At 55.1% G+C, this 18,802-nt stretch carries 16 protein-coding genes; 7 read left to right on the top strand and 9 right to left on the bottom strand.

Going from position 1 to position 18,802, the window contains the following annotated elements; genetic code table 11:
- Positions 1-362 precede the first annotated feature (362 nt).
- From L6439_RS05830 to L6439_RS05820, 3 genes are all read right to left on the bottom strand, one after another.
- The gene (locus L6439_RS05830) at positions 363-3,560 is read right to left on the bottom strand and encodes a chitinase (RefSeq protein ID WP_237096758.1); all 3,198 of its coding nucleotides are present in this window, start codon (positions 3,558-3,560) and stop codon (positions 363-365) included.
- Between the two features lie 898 nt (positions 3,561-4,458).
- Entirely contained in the window at positions 4,459-4,809 is a 351-nt protein-coding gene (locus L6439_RS05825) for a hypothetical protein (RefSeq protein WP_213468832.1), read from the bottom strand.
- A gap of 746 nt (positions 4,810-5,555) precedes the next feature.
- On the bottom strand, positions 5,556-5,849 hold the full coding sequence (locus L6439_RS05820; protein WP_168179868.1) for a YuiB family protein: 294 nt from the start codon (positions 5,847-5,849) through the stop codon (positions 5,556-5,558).
- Positions 5,850-6,097: 248 nt separating this feature from the next.
- On the opposite strand from L6439_RS05820, the gene hemQ reads away from it, so the two are divergent.
- The gene (gene hemQ, locus L6439_RS05815) at positions 6,098-6,850 is read left to right on the top strand and encodes a hydrogen peroxide-dependent heme synthase (protein ID WP_213468831.1); all 753 of its coding nucleotides are present in this window, start codon (positions 6,098-6,100) and stop codon (positions 6,848-6,850) included.
- 133 nt (positions 6,851-6,983) lie between these two features.
- Here the strand turns inward: hemQ and L6439_RS05810 are convergent, their stop codons facing one another.
- A complete protein-coding gene (locus L6439_RS05810) occupies positions 6,984-8,150 on the bottom strand; it encodes a 2-methylaconitate cis-trans isomerase PrpF family protein (protein ID WP_213468830.1) in 1,167 nt (388 codons plus the stop codon).
- Between the two features lie 141 nt (positions 8,151-8,291).
- On the opposite strand from L6439_RS05810, the gene L6439_RS05805 reads away from it, so the two are divergent.
- Positions 8,292-9,170, top strand: coding sequence for a LysR family transcriptional regulator (locus L6439_RS05805; protein ID WP_213468829.1), 879 nt, complete (start codon positions 8,292-8,294; stop codon positions 9,168-9,170).
- A 46-nt stretch (positions 9,171-9,216) separates the two neighbouring features.
- Here the strand turns inward: L6439_RS05805 and L6439_RS05800 are convergent, their stop codons facing one another.
- The 3 genes from L6439_RS05800 to L6439_RS05790 form a co-directional block, all read right to left on the bottom strand.
- Positions 9,217-10,641 (bottom strand): MFS transporter, encoded by a 1,425-nt coding sequence (locus L6439_RS05800; protein ID WP_213468828.1) that lies wholly within the window; start codon positions 10,639-10,641, stop codon positions 9,217-9,219.
- A 209-nt stretch (positions 10,642-10,850) separates the two neighbouring features.
- A complete protein-coding gene (locus L6439_RS05795; RefSeq protein ID WP_168179784.1) occupies positions 10,851-11,093 on the bottom strand; it encodes a hypothetical protein in 243 nt (80 codons plus the stop codon).
- 3 nt (positions 11,094-11,096) lie between these two features.
- A complete protein-coding gene (locus L6439_RS05790; RefSeq protein ID WP_168179785.1) occupies positions 11,097-12,293 on the bottom strand; it encodes an NAD(P)/FAD-dependent oxidoreductase in 1,197 nt (398 codons plus the stop codon).
- 520 nt (positions 12,294-12,813) lie between these two features.
- Here L6439_RS05790 and L6439_RS05785 point away from each other — a divergent pair.
- Positions 12,814-13,821: an NAD(P)/FAD-dependent oxidoreductase gene (locus tag L6439_RS05785; protein WP_168179786.1), complete on the top strand. Its 1,008-nt coding sequence runs from the start codon at positions 12,814-12,816 to the stop codon at positions 13,819-13,821.
- 398 nt (positions 13,822-14,219) lie between these two features.
- On the opposite strand, the gene sda is transcribed toward L6439_RS05785, so the two are convergent.
- A complete protein-coding gene (gene sda / locus L6439_RS05780; RefSeq protein ID WP_006676062.1) occupies positions 14,220-14,369 on the bottom strand; it encodes a sporulation histidine kinase inhibitor Sda in 150 nt (49 codons plus the stop codon).
- A 294-nt stretch (positions 14,370-14,663) separates the two neighbouring features.
- On the bottom strand, positions 14,664-15,326 hold the full coding sequence (locus tag L6439_RS05775) for a YheC/YheD family protein (protein WP_213468827.1): 663 nt from the start codon (positions 15,324-15,326) through the stop codon (positions 14,664-14,666).
- Positions 15,327-15,574: 248 nt separating this feature from the next.
- On the opposite strand from L6439_RS05775, the gene L6439_RS05770 reads away from it, so the two are divergent.
- The 4 genes from L6439_RS05770 to L6439_RS05755 all read left to right on the top strand — a co-directional run bounded on the left by L6439_RS05770 (position 15,575) and on the right by L6439_RS05755 (position 18,685).
- Entirely contained in the window at positions 15,575-15,781 is a 207-nt protein-coding gene (locus L6439_RS05770) for a hypothetical protein (protein ID WP_168179788.1), read from the top strand.
- Positions 15,782-15,892: 111 nt separating this feature from the next.
- Positions 15,893-16,573, top strand: coding sequence for a response regulator transcription factor (locus L6439_RS05765; protein WP_168179789.1), 681 nt, complete (start codon positions 15,893-15,895; stop codon positions 16,571-16,573).
- Positions 16,570-17,973 (top strand): sensor histidine kinase, encoded by a 1,404-nt coding sequence (locus tag L6439_RS05760; protein WP_213468826.1) that lies wholly within the window; start codon positions 16,570-16,572, stop codon positions 17,971-17,973. Before L6439_RS05765 ends, L6439_RS05760 begins: the two co-directional genes overlap by 4 nt.
- 301 nt (positions 17,974-18,274) lie before the next feature.
- On the top strand, positions 18,275-18,685 hold the full coding sequence (locus L6439_RS05755) for a DUF2871 domain-containing protein (RefSeq protein ID WP_213468825.1): 411 nt from the start codon (positions 18,275-18,277) through the stop codon (positions 18,683-18,685).
- Positions 18,686-18,802 lie beyond the last annotated feature (117 nt).

The following is an 18,802-nucleotide window of genomic DNA, read 5'->3' as shown; positions in this document are numbered from 1 at the left end:
AGCCGCCTGCATGTCGCAGCGCCTGCGCCGCCGGACAGCCAGCCCGCCGCGCTTTCCGTGCGCAGGGGCCCACTGCGCCGAAGCGCCCGGCAGCAATGATATCCTTGAATTTCGGTCAAGACATAGCCGCTGAGAATCCGCCAGAAGGCAGATCTATCCTCTCTGAACGTACATTTTGAAATCGATATCGTCAAAATGATTCACGTCAGTTCGGATTAATTGATCATCGGCGGTATACCTTGCCCTTTCCTTCGAATGTTGGCCCGCCCGTCTCGCTGCGGCAGGCATATCATTATTTTATGCGATGCGGCCTCCTTCTGTCAAAAGTCCCCTCCGCCTGCCCTTTCCCCGCCGAAGGAGGATCATTTCAACTGATCCAAATAGGTTCGATGCGGATTGGAGAAGCCGAATTGATTGAAGCGGTCCCAATTGACCGACCACGTCATCAAGCCGCGGAGCCCGGGATAACCGGACGGGTTGCGCAGCGTGTAGCTTCCTCCGAACGAGCGGCCTCTGATAAGATAATCCAGCGCCTTATGCACTTCCGCGGGGGACGTATAGCCGTTGCCCGCCTGACTGGCGGCCGGCAGGCCGATGACGACCTGATCCGGGCGCAGACCCGGGAAGACCCGACTTGGATCTCTGGCAAGCGGGAAGCCCGTCACCAGCATGTCGGCCATCGCCGCATGGAAATCGGCGCTGCCCATCGAATAGAACCGATCGTCGAGACCGGTCACCGGTCCGGAATTGTAATGCTGCACCTGGACCCAAGCGATGATGTCGCGCAAGGCGTGAATGACGGGCAGGTACGCCCCGGCGCGCCGGTCGCCGCCCCATTGGCCGGCGCCGTAATTCGTGTACCCGACCTGGACGAAAAACGTCTCCGGCGCCATCGTCAGCAGGAACTCCGATCCGAAATGATCATGAATGGTTCGCAGCGCCTCGATCAGATGGACAACCGCCGGTGTCGTCGGGCGATCGAGATCCGTGTCCCCCTGGTTCAAATACAGCGATTGCCCTTCGAAATCAATGTCCAATCCGTCGAAGCCGTACTTCTCGATGATCGCGATCACCGATTGGACGAACTTGTCGCGGGCAGCGGGAGTCGTCAATTCGACATGACCGTTCTGGCCGCCGATCGAGAGGGTCACTTTTTTGCCCAGGCTCTGCAAGTAAGCGACATCTTCCTTGAAGTCGGCCTCTGCATATTGGTAAGGCGTGAATTCGATCTTCCCGCTATTGTCCGCCGGTTCGGCAAATGCGATATGGATGACATCGAAATTGCCCGAGACCTCCCGGAGCGGAAGGAAGCCCGCTCCGTTCACGAAGTTATGCCAGTAGCCGACCAATACTTTGCCGGGCAGCGGCCCCGGTTCGCCGGCAGAGGAGGTCTTCACGCTCAAGGCGGTGCTGGGCGGGGAGACATTGCCGGCCGCATCCTTCGCCTTCACGGTGAAGGAATACGTCGTCTCCGGCGATAATCCGGTCACGCCCGCGCTTGTGCCGCTCGTCGTCGCGGCCAATGTCTGATCCCGGTACACCTCGTAACCGGTCACCCCGACATTGTCCGATGCCGGGCTCCAGGCGAGCGACACGCTGGTCGCCGTCTTGCCGATCAGCCGCAGATCGGCGGGAGCGCTGGGAGGTTCGTTATCCTCCGGCGCTTCTCCCTCGCTGACGTAGCTCCACAGCGCCGGCACGTTAGGCGGCTCCCAGCCTGCCAGCGACGTGTGCGGCTGCTGGCAGCGGTATATCTTCCCTTGGTACGAGACGAGATCGTCGACGGCGTAGGCCACCCCCGGAGCCCATGCGGCCGCCTCGGCAAGGGCTTGGTCAGCAGCCGGCAGCGCTGCAGCAGCGGCTAGCGGCGCTGCGGCTGGCGATGGCGCTACGGCCAGCAGCGCTTCACCTGGCGGGGCGGCGGCGGCTGAAGGCAGCGCTTCAACTGATGGCGCTTCGGTTAGCCCTGCCGAGAGGATGCGGCCCGCCTGTTCCGGGCCAGCGGCAAGGCCGGCGGCGCTGCTTAATCCGTCGAAGGCCGACCGGACCTGATTGGCAAAGGCGTAGCCGCTCGTGGCGTCCCAATTGACCGACCATGTCATCACGCCGCGGAAGTTCGGATAGCCCCCGGCTTGCTGCAGCTGATACGCCCCGCCGTAGGATGTCCCCTTCACGATATAGCGGAGCGCCTTCGCGATATCCGCCCCCGAGGTGTAACCGCCCGAAGGCGCGGCGCTAGGCACGGCCGGCAAGCCGATCGCGACCTGATCTTCCCGCAGCGGCTCGAACATATTGTTCGGGTTGCGTCCAATCGGGAAGCCGCGCAGCAGCATTTCCGCCATGGCCACCTGGAAGTCGGCCGTCCCCTGTGTATAGACGCGGCCGTCCAGCGCCTCGTTGCCGCCGGCGTTATAATGCTGGACATGAATGAAATCCAGCTTGTCGCGCAGCCCGTGAATGACAGGCAGGTAAGCGCCCCATGGACCGGCATAGGCGACGATGCCGCCCTGGACGTAGGCGATCTCCGGCGCCATCGTCAGCATGAAGCCCGGGCCGACGCGATCGCCGAGCTGCCGGACGGCGGCAATGAGGTTGACGATTTTCGGCGTCGTCGGATGGCGGTAATCGGTGTCACCCGCGCCCAACGAGACGGATCCGCCCTCCAAATCGATATCCAGTCCGTCAAATCCATAGGTTCGGATGATGTTTTCCAATGAATTCACGAAATTTTGGACGTCCTGATTGCTGTGAAGCTCGACCGAGCCGTTCTGCCCGCCGATGGAGATCAGCACCTTCTTCCCCTGGCTGTGCAAATAAGCGACATCCGCACGGAATTCCTCCACCGTGGCGTTGTACGGCGTGAAGCTCAAGGTCGAGCGGTCTCCCCCTGTCGTCTCGGCGAAGGCGACATGGATGACGTCATACTGCGGCGATACGTCGCGCAGCTTCAGGGCGGTCGAGCCGTTGTCGAAGTTATGCCAGTAGCCGATCAGCAGCTTGCCGGGAACCGGATTCGGGCCCGGCCCGCCCGGCGCGGTCGTGGCGTTGACGGCCGCACTCGGTTCGGATGCATTGCCCGCCGCATCCTTTGCTTTCACGGTGAACGTATACCGTGTGTCCGGCGTCAGCCCCGCCGCGATATACGACGTGAGCGCGGTCGTTCCCGCGAGTTGCCCGTTCCGGTACACCTCGTACCCGGTGACGCCGACATTATCGCTTGCCGCGCTCCAGCTTAGCGAGACGGACGTGGCCGTGAAGTCCGTCACGGCCAGATTCGCCGGCGCGGTCGGCCGCTCGGTATCCGGCCCAGGCTCCGGGTTCGGTCCGGGGCCTGCATGCGGCGTCCACAGCGCCGGCGCGTTCGGCGGCTCCCATCCGTCCAGCGAAGTGTGCGGCTGGATACATTTGTAGTCGGCTCCGCCGTAGGCGACGACATCGCCGGTCCGGTAAGCGGTATTCGGCGCCCAGGCCGGGGCCGCAAATACACTTGCTGGGAAGACGGAACAGAGCAAGGCAATCACGAAGAGACAAACCAGTGCTTTGCGGTTCGCTGCCCTCATTTCATTACATTCCTCCTTTTTTTCATATCAGGATGAATTACGCCTTCGTGGAAGGCCAACGTCTTCACCTTCGCTGCATCACCTCCAACTTCGCTCCTCCTGCCCGCCGCAGCTTCCGCTGCCGCCAAGCAAAATATTCCCAGGAGCTCTCTATATTCCACTAAAACACCCCGGCGGGCCAGCTACAAGGATAAATATCTACACACAGGGATACTATTCTATATTCGGGATAACGAGGCTGGATAGGATCGATGATTGGGGGAGAAAAGTTGTAAGAAGATTATTCAAAAAAGGATAACAACATCATAGAACACTATCTCACAGATCTCTGCTGGTTTAGAGTTTACGACTTTAGACTTTAGACTTTAGACTTTAGACTTTAGACTTTAGACTTTAGAGTTAACGGTTTAGAGTTTACGACTTTAGCGATGACGACTTTAGCGATGACGACTTTAGCGATGACGACTTTAGCGATAGTTCTTGAAAATTGCCACTTTAGATATTTAACTTTATTGGAATTTAATGTAATTTTGTCCGATGCTTTTGAGGTTACTGCATTTTAGATTGGAATGTAACTGAAACTGAGGATCACCGCTTTGGAGACAGCATGTTTGGGGATAAAAGTGTCCTTTGGTTATCGTTACTTAGGGGAACTGTTTAGAAGACTCTCTTTTGAGGAGAAAACTCCTCTGAAGATGACAGCTTGGGAGAGCGCTACTCTGAGGACAACCGCTTTGGAGATGGCAGCTTGGGAGACAGCTAGTTCGAGGCTACCTTCTTTGAAAGAGAATGCGTGCGGAGAGATACACCGATTCCTGCGGCGAATGCGCCCGTTGCATTGCTGACCCTGACGCTGGGGCGAGCTCTCTATCCTTGAAGTTCTGAGAAAATAATGCAATTATGCAGCATTCCCACCGAGTCGGATGTTCGAATCATAAAATCCTGCAAATCTCAGGCTGTTGAGAAAGAAGTTTTGAGTAGGAAAATGGATATTTCCACCATCCTGAAAACTGTACCATTTCCCTAGACACGCCCATCCGGCAGGAGAAATCCGCAAACACCACGATTTTTCCAGGCACGCCGATTCGGTAAGCGAAATCCTGCAGAAATACAGCAATTCGATAGGGACGACTATTCCAGAAAGGGAATCCTGCAAAATTACAGGAATTTCCCCCGTTTCGCTTCGGTTTGAAGCAAAAGGGCCTAAAATGATGTAGATTTGCAGCAATTCCTCGGGATGGGGACTCATTAAGCCGAAATTCCTGTAAAATAGCAGCAATTTCCTCCGCACGTCCAAGCCCCAGGAGGCAACGATGCTTCCAGCAGGCCGATAGTGCTTCCAGCAGGCTGATAATGCTTCCTGAAGGCGATGATGCCCCCAGCATCCGACGCGGTCGGTTGGATCCCGTAAAATCAGGCCATTGAGTAGTCTATGGGACTTTTCACCTGTGATGTGGATCTCTTCTCCCGGTAGAAAAAATCGATTTAAAACGCTCTAAGAGCCAAAGTTTGGATGAGGAAAATGGACCTTCTCCACCCCTTCACAAAAAACAGGGGTTTTCCAACAGCCTGAAATCTGCATCAATTTCGCCCGCAAACAGCCTCAAATAGAGGAAAAGTTGTGAATTCCTGCATTTTCGCAGGAATTTCACAAAAATCCCCCAATAAACTCAAAAATTCCTGCACTTTTGCAGGATTTTAGGATTCGCGGCTCATCTGACGGTGTCTGAAGCACTTTCGCAAGGACCATTCCCATTCGTGCCTCGTCCGGGGGTGTCTGTGCCTCTCACTGCACTGCACTTTTGCATGATTCCTAGCATTTATGCCTCGTCCGGAAATGTCCGTGCCGCTCACCGCGCTCTGTGCGGGACCTTTCACATTCGCGCATCATCTGGCGGTGTCCGTGGGGCATACTTCGGCCGGAATAAGCGCACTCGCGCGCCCCCGGGCGATCCAAAAAGGCGCGGAACCCCGTTCCACGCCCAGTAAACCAAGTCAGAACATTTTGTAGCCGCTCTTGCGAAGCACGTCGATCGTCTTGCCGCTGACGAAGGCTCCCGCCAGCCCCGCCAATGCCGTCAAATAATCGACAAGACCGTAGCTTCCGATGTTGCCGAAAAAGGACAGCTCGCTCTTCCACAGCATCCAAATGGTCGCCGGCAGCACAATAACGATGTAAAATCCGATTGGGAACCAGGTCGTCTTCATCAGCATGTTCAAAATAAACCCGATGCCGAACATCATGACGAAGAACAGCATCATCAAAATGATGACCATTATCCATCCCATCATGTCTATCATCATCCCCCTGTAACCTATCTCCGCCTGGATACTCCGACGGCCTGCCGCATATCCAAAATTCACTAATTTGCCTTGATTAGTATTAGTGTACTGGCAGAGAAGCCAAAAATCAACGAACATTCAGTGACATTTGTCACCCCCAAGTTGCCCCTGGGCCGATAGTTACGCTACAATGGCCTTGTGTATGTTTGACGATGAAGACATTTTCATATAATAAAGCATTGGAGGTTCACGACATGAATGAAGCCGCATTAACATTGGAAGGCTGGTATGCGCTCCATGATTTTCGCTTAATCGACTGGACGAAGTGGAACAAGGCGGATGACGAGGAGCGAGCGCATGCGCTGGACGAGCTGCAATCGCTCTGGTCCGCTTGGACCAAGGCGGAAGAAGAGAAGCGGGGAAGCACCGCCGTATACAGCATCGTCGGGCAGAAGGCCGATCTCGTTCAATTCCATCTGCGCGAGACCTTGGAAGAATTGAACGCGATGGAGCATGCCTTCAACAAAACCTCCTTCGCACAATATACGATTCCAACTTACTCGTACGTGAGCATTGTCGAGCTGAGCAATTATATGGCGAAGCCCGGAGCGACCGGCGATCCGATGGACAATCCGGAAGTGGCGGCCCGCCTGAAGCCGGCGCTGCCGAAGAGCAAGCATATCTGCTTCTATCCGATGAACAAGAAGCGCGATCTCTCCGACAACTGGTACATGCTGTCCATGGACGATCGCCGCGCCATGATGCGAAGCCACGGCATGATCGGCCGCAGCTATGCCGGGAAGGTGAAGCAGATCATTACCGGCTCCGTCGGCCTCGATGATTGGGAATGGGGCGTCACGCTGTTCAGCGACGACGCGCTGCAATTCAAGAAGCTGGTCTACGAGATGCGCTTCGATGAAGTGAGCGCCCGCTTCGGCGAGTTCGGCTCCTTCTACGTCGGGAACCTGCTTACGCCGGAGAAGCTGAACGACATCATGAAGGTATAGCGTTCTTTACGCTAGCCGGAGAAGCACAGACCGGGAAGCCCGCAGGGGGCTTCCCGGTTTGTGCATTCCATGCCTATGCTCCTGAAGCCAGCGCCCGCTCCTCATGCTGCCTCCCGATTCGCGGACAGGACGCTTAGTTCGGGGCAGACAGCACGGCTGCCGGAATATAGGCGTCGCCGGCCATTAGCCTGCGGGCGGTTCGGCCGCAAGCCGCTCGCATGACCAGCCAATCCGATGCTGTGCTGGCGACGGCGGCTTCCGCATACATCGTGCCGGACGGGTGCCCGATGCGCACGGCCGAACCCGAGGATGCCGCCAACCGGTTGGGGAGCGTCCCCGGGATTTGGCAGGCGGCCGCAAGCGCCAACGCACCGCCGACAGCATGGGCCCTATGAAGGCCCCCCATCGAAATATAGCGCGATAAAATATCGATGTCCGCCGCGCGTATCATCTCATGAGCCGACGTGACATAATCGGCCGGCTTCGCGACGATGACGAGCTTGGGGAGCGAATGGGTTCCCGGGCCGACTGGTTCGTCCGGCCGGATTAGCCCGGCCAGAATGCCGCCCTCGACACGAATCTGCTCCAGCGTGTCCAGCAGCGCCGCATTGCCGTTGATGTCCTCCCGAAGCTCCGTGCCCGCAAGCCCGACATCCCGCGCGTTGACAAAGACAATCGTGTTGACGCAGTCCACGATACTGATCTCCATCCGCCGCCCGTCACCCGCTTGCACCGTGTCGACGACATTTCCTGTCGGGAGCGTTTTGCGCGTAAACGTCCCGCCCGCATCGGGAAAATTCAGCATAATCCTGGACGATTCGCCCGGAACGCCAGCGATCGAGAACTGGCCTTCATATTGAATGGCCCCGTTCTTCACCGGAATTTCGGCAATAACCAGTTTATCGATATTGGTATTGTATATCTTCACTTCCGTAATCGGTTCAGCCAAGGGGACGTAACCTTCTTCCGCGGCATACAGCCCGACCGCCGCCGTCAGATTCCCGCAAGTGACTTTATAATCGATAATGTTCTTGTCAAGGCTGACTTGCCCGAAGGTATAATCGATATGCGCCTCCGGATGAGAAGGAGGGCCGATCAGGGCCAGCTTGCTGGTCAGACTGCTCCCCCCTCCCAGCCCGTCGATCTGATTGCTGTCCGGGCTTCCGAACATGCGCAAAATAACCTGATCCCGCAGCGCGCCGTCTGACGGGAGATCGCAGGTCCGCAATACGAGCCCTTTGCTTGTCCCTCCCCGCATCATCACTGCCGGTATGCCGACCACTTGTCCGAAGCCATACATTACCCCTCACTCCTTATCTATCGCTGCCGTTGATTCATTGACTTTTTAATTTCAGTGTATTACTGTATTTGCAATAAATAAAATATCGAACTTTTATTGTTTTCGATAATTTTTTTCGATATCTGGAGCGAGGAGGATATGATGGAGGAGAAAGATTGGATCATTTTGGAGACACTGCACCATGAGCAGAACATTACCAAGGCCGCGGAGAAGCTTTATATTTCTCAGCCGGCGCTAACGTACCGGATACAACAGCTGGAAAAAGAATTCGGCGTCAAGATCGTCAACCGGGGAAGAAGGGGCATTCAATTCACGCCTCAGGGGGAGCATCTGGTCAAGTACGCCAAAGATATGCGCCTGCAGCTTCGCCAGACGAAAGAATTTCTGCGAAATATGGACAATAAGGTCACGGGAATCCTTCGCTTGGGCGTAGCCAGCAATATTGCGACTTATATTCTCCCCTCCATTCTCAAGCAATTTCTGGAGCAGTACCCGGATGTGGAAGTGAGGGTCATGACGGACTGGAGCTCGAATCTCGTTCATTCCGTCTACAGCCAGCATGTCCATATCGGCATGATTCGGGGCGATTACGATTGGCCGGACGAGAAGCATTTAATGATGGAGGAGAATATTTGCATCGTCTCCAAGCACGAAATTCGTCTTCAGGACCTGCCCAGCCTCCCGCGAATCAATTATAAGACGGAGCCCTCCCTGCAAAATACGATCGACCTCTGGTGGAAGGAGCGGTATTCCCTGCCCCCGAACATCGCGATGGAGGTGGATAAGATGGAGACCGGCAAAGAAATGGTGTTGAACGGGCTCGGATATGCCATATTGCCGACTATCGTGCTCGGCGGCCAAGAGGATTTATACAAAATTAATTTGACCACACAGCACGGCGAGCCATGGAAACGGAAATCGTGGATGATTTATCGGAAAGAGTCGCTTAACTTGACGCTAATTAAGGAATTCGTGGATTTTATGAAAAATAGAGACTTGGAAACGCCAAAAAGAAGATAGAGCGAAACCATCGCGGTCTCTCTATCTTCTTCTCTTCCCTGATTGCTCAATCGTTCTTGGCCATCGCCGTCATCGCCCGGGTTCGCTCGAATGGTCTGATCTCATCCTCGCCGCTCTCGAAGTCATCCAGGCTGCGCCGGTTGGTGGCGGGACCGAAGCTCAAGGCGATCGCTGAACCGACCCAGCAGAGCGAGATGAACGCGAAGACGCTGAAGCTTCCGAACTCAAGCAGCAGCAAGCTGATCAGCATCGGCCCAAGCACATTGGAGAACCGCCCCAAGCCGTACGTTAGCCCATAGCCCGACCCGCGAATCGATGTCGGATACATTTCAGACGTATAGGTGTAAAGGTTGGAGGAATAGGTTCGCTCGATTAGATTCACGAGAAAGCCGAACGCGATAAGGAACAGCGGATTGACCGTCATGCCATAAAAGAATACGGATATTGCGATAAAGAGCGATGAAGCGACCAAATTCCACTTCCGTTCAAAACGGTCGGAGATCATCGCGCCCAGCAAAGCTCCGAGCGGAGCCCCGATCGTAATCAACGTGCTGTACAGCAGTGATTTATCGAGCATAATCCCGTTCTGAACGAGCAGCGTCGGAACCCAGGAGCCGAATCCGTAGAAGCCCAGTGTCTGGAAAATCCAGGCCATAGCCAGGATAAGCGTCCGGTGGCGATATTTTCCCTTGAACAATTCGCGGTAGCCCTTGGCTGCCGTATGCGCTTGCGGCCGATAAGCAGGCTCGGGAACGGGAGGCAGCTCTCCTTTTTCGCGGAGCACCTGCTCTTCCACCTGCCGGACGATCGCTTCCGCTTTTTCCGTTTCTCCCCGGGATACATGCCAACGAGGAATTTCATGAAGATGGCGCAGGAACCATACACCTGCGATCCCCATTCCGCCCCAGACGAAGACGAATTTCCAGCCGAAGGGGCCTAACCCGATAAGCAAGGTTGAAATCCAGCCGGTGACCGGAATGCCCAGCAAGCCGACGACGAGTGCGATGCCCTGAAATTTGCCTCGGGAAACGGAGGGGAAAAACTCGCTGATATATGTGCTCGAATTGATCAGGGCCGCGGATACTCCCATGCCGGTCAAGAAGCGGAAAATTCCGAGGATGACCGGATTCCATGCCACAGCCGTAAGCATAGAGAACACGGAAAAGAATAACGTCATTAACATAATGGCCCGCTTTCTTCCGTATCGGTCCGCGAACCATCCGCCAATTACCGAACCGATGAACATCCCGAGAAAAGAGCTTGATGTGATCCAGCCGATCTCGGTGACGGACATCCCCCACTCCTTTTTCAATACCGGGGCCACGAAAGAAAACGTATTCAAATCCGCATATTCAAAAAAATAAATGATCGCCAGCGTCACTAACGTCTTGCGATGAATCGAACTGACAGGCAGCCGATCCAGGCGGCCCGATAAGTTATTGGCACCGCTTTCATTTGGCGTGATACGCAAACCGCTTCCTCCTCCGAATTGAATTTCCGCCTCATGGGCAATCGAAAAGCAGGATGAACCCACAGGCGTCAACTGATTGGTTACACTATAGCACGGACGATTGGCATCAAAAAAATAGTTGTTTTAAATCATTATCAATCAAAAATATTTATACCTAGCCACAAAAAAGCCGCCGCATCGAGCTGCGGCGGCGGTGTGCCCATCTTAAATCACTCTTCTTCATCCTGCAATGAAGCCAAATATTCCGCCGTCATGCGATCCCGCATGCGGCCTTTTTCCTTCAACCGTTCGATCGCCGGTTGGATGAGCAGATCGACTTCTTTTTGAACCGTATAGGCCAGATCGTGGCGGTTCTGCTGCTCCAGATACGATCCGACCTCCATCAAGGCGTTGTAGCGATCCAATTCGGGGCGGGTCAACAGTCCGCGCACCTGCACGCTGCAATGACGCATCGCTTAGAAGAACTTTCCTTTGCGAAGCGCCAAGGAAATGCCGCCGATGATGAACAGCCAGCGAATGTCGATCACTTTTTTCAGCTGCGCCGCCCAGAAGCCTTTCAGCTTCTTCGAGCCGACGACGCCGATCGCTTCGCCTTTGCCCAAGGATGCTACGGTCCCTTTATTATGGAACTCGAATTTCTTAAGCGGTTGATTGCGAATGGAAGCGACGATATTGCTTGTGCATACCGGACCTTGCTGCATCGCCATTTGCGCCGTCGGCGGGTATGGACGATCGTTGGCCGGGTTAATAATCAACGAGTTGTCACCGATAATAAAGATGTTGTCATGGCCAGGCGCCCGCAAATATTCATCGACCTTCACGCGGCCGCGCATCGCTTCGAAGCCGGCTTGCTCGATAAGACGGTTGCCGCGGATACCCCCGGTCCATACGACCGTGGACGCCTTGATCTCTTCGCCGGTTGCGAGCACGACGCCTTCCGGCGTGCATTCCTTAATGGCCGTCGCCAGCTTGAAGGTGACGCCCTTCTTCTTCAGCACGTCCATCGCGTATTCGACCAGCTCCGGATCGAAGCCCGGGAGCGCTGTCGGCGCCGCTTCAATGTTATAAATATGGACCATCTGCGGATCGACATCGAACTGCTTGCACAGTTGCGGAATGCGATCGGACAATTCGCCTACGAACTCGATCCCGGTGAAGCCCGCACCGCCGACGATGAAGTTCAGGCGCTCCTTCTTGCTCTCGTCCTGCTTGAACAGAGCGAATTGATGCTCAATATGCTCGCGGATAACGCGGACCGAGTTGATGCTGCGAATGCTGAACGCATACTCGCCCAGACCCGGAATGCCAAATGTCTCTGGCTCGCCGCCCAGACCGATGACCAAATAATCAAAGGACAGCGTTCCGTCTTCCAAAATGACTTTCTTGTCTTGCACGCGGATTTCTTTGACGGTCGATTTGACGAAATCAATCTTGAACTCGTCGATCAGCTTCGAAATCGATACGCGCGCATTCTCATAGGAGTCCGTACCGGCAGCAGGCATATGCAAATGAGTCGTGAAGTAATGGTAGTCATGTTTGTTGACCAGCGTTACATCCGCTTCATTGTAATTCAGTTCTTTTTGCAGCCGCTGAGCTGCCATGATGCCACCGTAACCCGCGCCTAAAATGACGATTTTAGGTATGTTGCTCATCGTAATTTGCTCCTTCCAGTCGGGTAAATCAACTTGAGCCGACTCTGTGAACCCGCAGGAAAAGAATCGGCTGTGCTTCGACGCCCATTTATAATAAGTCGTTGTGGAAATGTGAAAATCCCCACAAAAAAAAATAAACTAGTGCCTGCGCAATGTTGTATAAAAGAAGCGCCGCTATGAATTGCATCATCGACAATTTATCGAACTTTGTATACAATCCACATGCAATGATATCGAGTTTCCAGCTAAAATACAAGCATCATTTTTACCGAATTCAATTTGTAAGCGTTTAACAGGTTTGTTTTTTTGAACTGGAAAATAACGGACGCTATTTTTCGTCTTCTTCCTTCTTTCCTATATTGTACCACATTTCATTTGTGAAAACCGCTGCCATGACTTGAAACATTTTCAATTGCATTGTTTCCTTCTCTCCGCACTAGGTTTATAATGGATAATGTGCCGGATTGCACAATGACCATGATCACGTGGTCTGACATCGTCATTTTGGAGGTGCTCTGCCTTGGATTCACAGCCAGCTTCACAACAAGATATTGTAGATATTCTTATTATTGGTGGCGGTCCTGCCGGAATGTTCGCCGCCTTCTACGGCGGCATGCGTCAAGCATCCGTGCGGCTGCTTGAGAGCATGCCTCAATTAGGAGGACAACTGGCAGCCCTGTACCCGGAGAAATACATTTATGACGTAGCCGGATTCCCGAAGGTTACGGCCCAGGAACTGGTCAATCAGCTCAAGCAGCAGATGGATCATTTCCATCCCGATGTGCGCTTGGAAGAGAAGGTTCTTAAGGTCGAGAAGCTTGATGAGCGCCTCTTCGCGGTGACGACCGATAAGCAGGTCCATCACGCCAAGGCCGTGATTATCACCGCGGGCGTGGGCGCCTTCGAACCTCGCCGGCTCGAGCTGCCGGAAGCCGCGCAGTACGAGAAGTCGAATCTGCACTACTTCGTCAGCGATCTGCAGCAGTTCAAAGGTCAGCGCGTCTTGATCAGCGGCGGCGGCGATTCCGCCGTAGACTGGGCCTTGATGCTGGAGCCGATTGCGGAGCAGGTGACCTTGATTCACCGCCGCGACAAGTTCCGCGCCCATGAGCACAGCGTCGAGCAATTGATGAACTCGAAGGTGCAGGTGCTGACGCCGAAGGAGATTACCGCCCTGCACGGTGACGCGGGCCGCGTGGAACGGGTAACTATCGCCGACACGAAGAGCAAGGGCTCGATGGATATCGATGTCGATGCGGTCATCGTTAACTTCGGATTCGTATCCTCGTTGGGGCCGATTGCCGAATGGGGATTGAACATTGAAGGCGGATCGATTGTCGTCGATACCCGGATGGAGACCAACATACCGGGCATATTCGCGGCAGGCGATATTACGACATATCCCGGCAAGCTGAAGTTGATTGCGGTCGGCTTCGGCGAAGCGCCTACTGCGGTGAACAACGCGAAGGTGTATATCGATCCGACGGCCAAGCTGTCCCCGGGCCACAGCAGCAACATGAAGATGTAAGCGGCCTGCCTGGCGGGGCAGAATGGCGCAGCTTGAGCAATATAACGTTGTGTCATGATAAAAGGAAAGAAAGGGTATCCTACTCCTAATCTGTATCTAACGGAGGAGGATACCCTTGTTTCATGTTTGTCCACTATGCAACGGCATAACCAGTCACATGCTTTTTCAATGTCCGAACTGTTTGAACCCAGCCGTCGACAGCGGCAAACTGGAAGATTATTATGGACCTTACTCTCCTTATAATCCAGTGGAGGACGCCAATGAGACGCTCCCGATCCATATCAAGGATCGTTCTAGCAGGCGGCTGTGTGTGCATATCTTATATTGTGAGCACTGTAATACGTCCTCAACCGTCAATGGCCTGTCTTGGGAGTAAGGATCACGAATAACCGGCTATTCTATCTGCGCACCGGTTTGTGGAAGAGGGTCGGATGCAGGCGGCGTTTCTGAATTTCGGCAAGCAGCAGCGCGATGAAGTCATCATCGAGTCCCAGCTTGATTGCCTGCTCATAGGAATCCATAAGCAATTCATCGGAGAGCAAAGCCATCCTAATCACAACCTTTCCTAAAAGTTTCCTTAATGCCCCATCATCATATCATGGTTGTTTTCTAAGGAACAAGCGTTCCGTTATCCACAGACAATTGTGGAAGATATGTGTTTAACTTGTTGATAACCGTCGAAAAAGGACTTGAATCATTGGGGATGATGTGGATAGCTTTATTCACATCTATTTTTGTTGAATTTTGGATAAAAATCTTTAATCATAATCCTGTTCATCCCAAATGAAATCTATCACCCGATTATCAGCCAGCGCGGAAGCCGCCCGCATCGCGATTTCTCGCTATTGCGGACGGGTATTCACTTCAAAAATCCAGATATGTCCGGCTTTATCGATCCCGTAATCATAACCGAGCTGGCTAATGCCCGGGTACTTTCGCTCCAATATTCGAGTGCACCTCCGCGAGAGGTTCAGCATCTCTCTTCTTTTCGTCCGGACCAGCCGGCCGGACAAAGAGCGGCGAATGCCTTCCGCCCCGCCTATCTGCGTCCCGCCCCGGCACAGATTCGTCACGAAGAGGCCCTGCCGCGCCAGCCTGCCGACGACGCCCCGGCAGATCCATCTCCCCCTCGTCTTCACGAATTTGACCCGGTAATCAATCGGCCGCCCGTCAATCGTAGCAAGCCGGATGCCGCGCTGAATAATGTAGCTGCGCTTCTTCTTCACCGTGGAGAGCGAACGGACCATCGCATCGAATCCGGTAAAGGAGCGCGTCTTCGCCATATAGGTGTACGCATAATTGCCGCCTTCCATCGTGACTTTGATGACGCCGGTTCCGCCGCCGCCAACGATCGGCTTGATGACGACAAATCCGTACTGGTTCAGCATTTGATGCAAATTGGAAGTGTTGTACACCCGCGTGGCCGGAATATGATCCGCAACCCGCGAATTTCCAAGCAGGGCTTCCGTCTTCAGCCATTTGCTGGCTAACTGTCGTCCTTCCATGCGTCTATCCCCTTTCGTCTACGAGCTTCTAGTTTATACATACTCAATGACGCCCGCTCATTCTTGGATGATTGTCCACGGCACGCGCCCTTATTTTGGGGACATATCTTCTCCGCTCCGCCGTTCCGGAACGCTGCAATTCGACACATTTCACGGTCCTCGTCGTCTTGTCATTGCACATGCGGGATGGTATCGTAGTGGATAAGGTTGGAGAGGGATTGCAATAATGAAGATGGGAGCGACTTTCCATGACGACGGCCGCCGTATTTGAAGTGCTGTATTGGATTGCCATTGTCGGCATGTCCGTGGTGCTGGTTCTGGCCAATGCCGGAATACTGGCACTCGGCTTTCAATTTTGGAAAAAGCAGCATCGATTGCTGGGGGCAGGATGCTGGCTATTTTCCTTATTTTGCTTTTATTTGATTGCGATAATGATCGACAAAACCTTTCTGTAGCGAACAACGAGATCCTTGGAAGCCGCCGTCCGCGGTTCCAAGGATTTGCTATATGGAGAGCCTCTTCTCCGGATTATGTGAAAATTATTACATTCAAGGCGGTGCATACGGATGCGCATTCGAGTGCTTATCGCGGACGACGATCCGCATATTCGGGCCCTGCTGCGCTTGATTCTCGAACGGGAGCAATATGAGGTGATCGAGGCGGCGGACGGCGCGCATGCTTCCCTTCTGTTGGAAAAAGAAACGATTCATATCGCCGTTGTCGATGTGATGATGCCCGGCGTGGACGGCTGGACGCTCTGCGCCGAGATCCGCCGGCTTTACGATATTCCGGTCATTCTGCTCACGGCCCGGGGCGAGCTGGAGGATAAGGCAGCCGGATATGAAGCCGGCACCGACGATTATCTGGTCAAGCCGTTCGAGCCGAAGGAGCTTCTGTTCCGGATGAGGGCGCTCCTGCGGCGCTATCAGCTTGTCTCGGCCGCAACGATTCGCTTCCACGGCACCATCATCGACAGGGCGAGCTATATCGTGACGGCCGGCGGACAAGAATGGGCCTTGCCCCGCAAGGAATTCGAGCTCCTGGCGCAGCTGGCCGCCCATCCCGGAAGATTGTTCACCCGCGACCAGCTTCTCGATCAGATCTGGGGCGCCGACTACGCCGGCGACAGCCGGACGATCGATGTCCATATTAAACGTCTCCGGGAGCGGCTGCATGAGGCGACGGACGACTTCCGCATTGTCACCGTCCGGGGACTCGGTTACAAGCTGGAGGTTCGCGGCGGATGAAATCCTTATATGCGACGATCGTGACCAGTTCCGTCGTCATCGTGCTGCTCAGCTTCGCGGTCGGCCTTCTCACGGCCAATCTGGCATACGGGCATACCCTCAACCTCCATTATGAGGAGAAAATGCGGGAGATCGGGCGTTCCATCGCCTTTTTCGCCGAGGAATCCGCGCCGGACAAGCTCGCCTCCTATATGGAGCATCTCGCCGGGATGGGGTACCAGTTCTATTTGTTCAGTGAGGACGGGCAAGCGGCTGCGTTCGGCCGCGACTTCAAGGACTCGTCCTTGCCGGAGGGAGCGGTGCAGCGCGTGCTTGACGGCGAAGTCTACACAGGCCTGCTTGAGAACAAGCAGCGGTGGTTCATCCCGAATATTTTCGAGAACAAGCTGGAGTTCAGCTATGGCCTTCCGCTGGAAGCGCGGAACGGCGGCCGGTACGCGCTGTTCATCCGCCCGGATATGGTGCGGCAGACGGAGGAGATACGGCTGCTGCTCGCCGTGCTTCTGGCCGTCACCTTCGGCTTCAGCCTCGTGCTTATCGCCATCAAATCCCGGTATATCGTCCGCCCGGTCAACCGTCTGGCGAGAGCAACCACCGAGCTGGAACGCGGACAATATGAGGTGCGGCTTGACGTCCACCGCCAGGACGAGATCGGGGAACTGGCCCGACGCTTCACGCGCATGGCCCAATCCATCGAGCAGGCCGACACGATGCGGAAGCAGTTCGTCGCGAACGTATCCCATGAGATCCAGTCCCCGCTTACGTCGATTCGCGGGCTGGCCGTCCAATTGCTCGAACACCCGCTGCCTCCGGAAGAGGAACGCAAATATCTCCATATTATCGCGGTGGAGAGCGAGCGCTTGTCCGGGCTAAGCCGGCAGCTGCTGACGCTCGCGTCGCTCGATCGCGGCCAGGAGGCGCTCAGGCGGGCGCCGTTCCGGCTCGACGAGCAGCTGCGGCAGCTGTTGATTACGCTGGAGCCTCAATGGTCGGAGAAGAAGCTGGAGCTCCATCTCGAATTGGAGAAGACGGAGATGTCCGGCGATGCCGGCTTGCTTCATCAAGTGTGGATGAACCTGCTCTCCAATGCGATCAAGTTTACAGATACGGGCGGAACTCTTTCGGTACAATGTGGAATAAATGGGAACGGAAGCGCCGAGGTGGTGATTCGCGATACCGGCAAAGGAATCCCGGCGGAGGATCTTCCCCATATCTTCGACCGCTTCTATAAATCAAGCTCTCATGAGCGAAGCGCGCAAAGCGGAACCGGCCTCGGACTCTCCATCGCCGAGCGCATTGTCCGCTTGCACGGCGGCTCGATCCAGGCCGCGAGCGAAGTCGGAAAAGGGACGGCATTCACCGTGCTGCTCCCGGCCAAGCCTTCCGCCGCTTCCTCTTAGCGCATGCCTGGCCCGTCCGCTCCCTTGAAGGAAAGCGGCACGCCGTGCGGCGGGGAGGTTCCGATCCTCTGAATTTGTTACCTTCCGTTCATATTCCGTTCATATGGGACAGGTACACTGTCTCGTAGAGACGAGCAAAGGCAATCTGGGAAGAGCCCCTGAAGCCTCCTGCCATCATGGCGCGAATGCAGAGGCGATGGGAGCTCCGACGGCCTGCTCCCGCCTCGGCCGCCGCCCGTCTGCTTGCTGCGGCCGGGCGGCCAGCAGCTCCCCAAAATGACATAGAGAGAGGGAATGCACCATGAAAAAGCTGTATGTGACATCATTTATTTATGCTGTGCTCGGGCTGATAGCCGGTGTTTTTTACAGAGAGTTCACCAAGTTGAACGGCTTTACGGACTATACGATGCTGAAGCCGCTCCATACCCATATGCTCGTGCTCGGCTTCCTCTTCTTCCTCGTGCTCCTCATCCTGGCTCGCTTGTTCCGCGTGCACGAGGTCCGCTCGTTCACGGCATGGTACTATGTCTATAATGCCGGCATGCTGATGACGATCGGCACGATGGCGGCACGCGGCATCCTGCAGGTGCTCGGCCGGGACATGAACGGCCTGAACCATATGGCCGGACTGGGGCATGCGGTTGTGGGCGCCGCCATCATCTGGCTTATGGTCCTGCTCGGGAAGACGATCAAGGAGCCGGCCCGGCCATAGCGCCTCCCGGCCGCAATTCTGCGCCGGCACGACGCCAAGAACCTCCAGCCCTTTTAACGGGAATTGGAGGTTTTTTGCTTCATCTGAACAAAAACCTCCCGAGCGCGCTGCCCCCTC

This window comes from Paenibacillus dendritiformis, from assembly GCF_021654795.1.
Lineage (GTDB): Bacteria > Bacillota > Bacilli > Paenibacillales > Paenibacillaceae > Paenibacillus_B.
Note: the sequence above shows the minus strand (reverse complement) of the source record. Positions and strands in the feature narration are given on the sequence as shown.

Coding starts and splice junctions, on each gene's coding strand:
- L6439_RS05755 (WP_213468825.1), top strand. CDS start 18,275: ATGAAAAAGCTGTATGTGACATCATTTATTTATGCTGTGCTCGGGCTG.
- hemQ (WP_213468831.1), top strand. CDS start 6,098: ATGAATGAAGCCGCATTAACATTGGAAGGCTGGTATGCGCTCCATGAT.
- L6439_RS05790 (WP_168179785.1), bottom strand. CDS start 12,293: ATGAGCAACATACCTAAAATCGTCATTTTAGGCGCGGGTTACGGTGGC.
- L6439_RS05775 (WP_213468827.1), bottom strand. CDS start 15,326: ATGGAAGGACGACAGTTAGCCAGCAAATGGCTGAAGACGGAAGCCCTG.
- L6439_RS05805 (WP_213468829.1), top strand. CDS start 8,292: ATGGAGGAGAAAGATTGGATCATTTTGGAGACACTGCACCATGAGCAG.
- L6439_RS05770 (WP_168179788.1), top strand. CDS start 15,575: ATGACGACGGCCGCCGTATTTGAAGTGCTGTATTGGATTGCCATTGTC.
- L6439_RS05810 (WP_213468830.1), bottom strand. CDS start 8,150: ATGTATGGCTTCGGACAAGTGGTCGGCATACCGGCAGTGATGATGCGG.
- L6439_RS05760 (WP_213468826.1), top strand. CDS start 16,570: ATGAAATCCTTATATGCGACGATCGTGACCAGTTCCGTCGTCATCGTG.
- L6439_RS05820 (WP_168179868.1), bottom strand. CDS start 5,849: ATGGGATGGATAATGGTCATCATTTTGATGATGCTGTTCTTCGTCATG.
- L6439_RS05795 (WP_168179784.1), bottom strand. CDS start 11,093: ATGCGTCATTGCAGCGTGCAGGTGCGCGGACTGTTGACCCGCCCCGAA.
- sda (WP_006676062.1), bottom strand. CDS start 14,369: ATGGCTTTGCTCTCCGATGAATTGCTTATGGATTCCTATGAGCAGGCA.
- L6439_RS05825 (WP_213468832.1), bottom strand. CDS start 4,809: ATGAGTCCCCATCCCGAGGAATTGCTGCAAATCTACATCATTTTAGGC.
- L6439_RS05830 (WP_237096758.1), bottom strand. CDS start 3,560: ATGAGGGCAGCGAACCGCAAAGCACTGGTTTGTCTCTTCGTGATTGCC.
- L6439_RS05765 (WP_168179789.1), top strand. CDS start 15,893: ATGCGCATTCGAGTGCTTATCGCGGACGACGATCCGCATATTCGGGCC.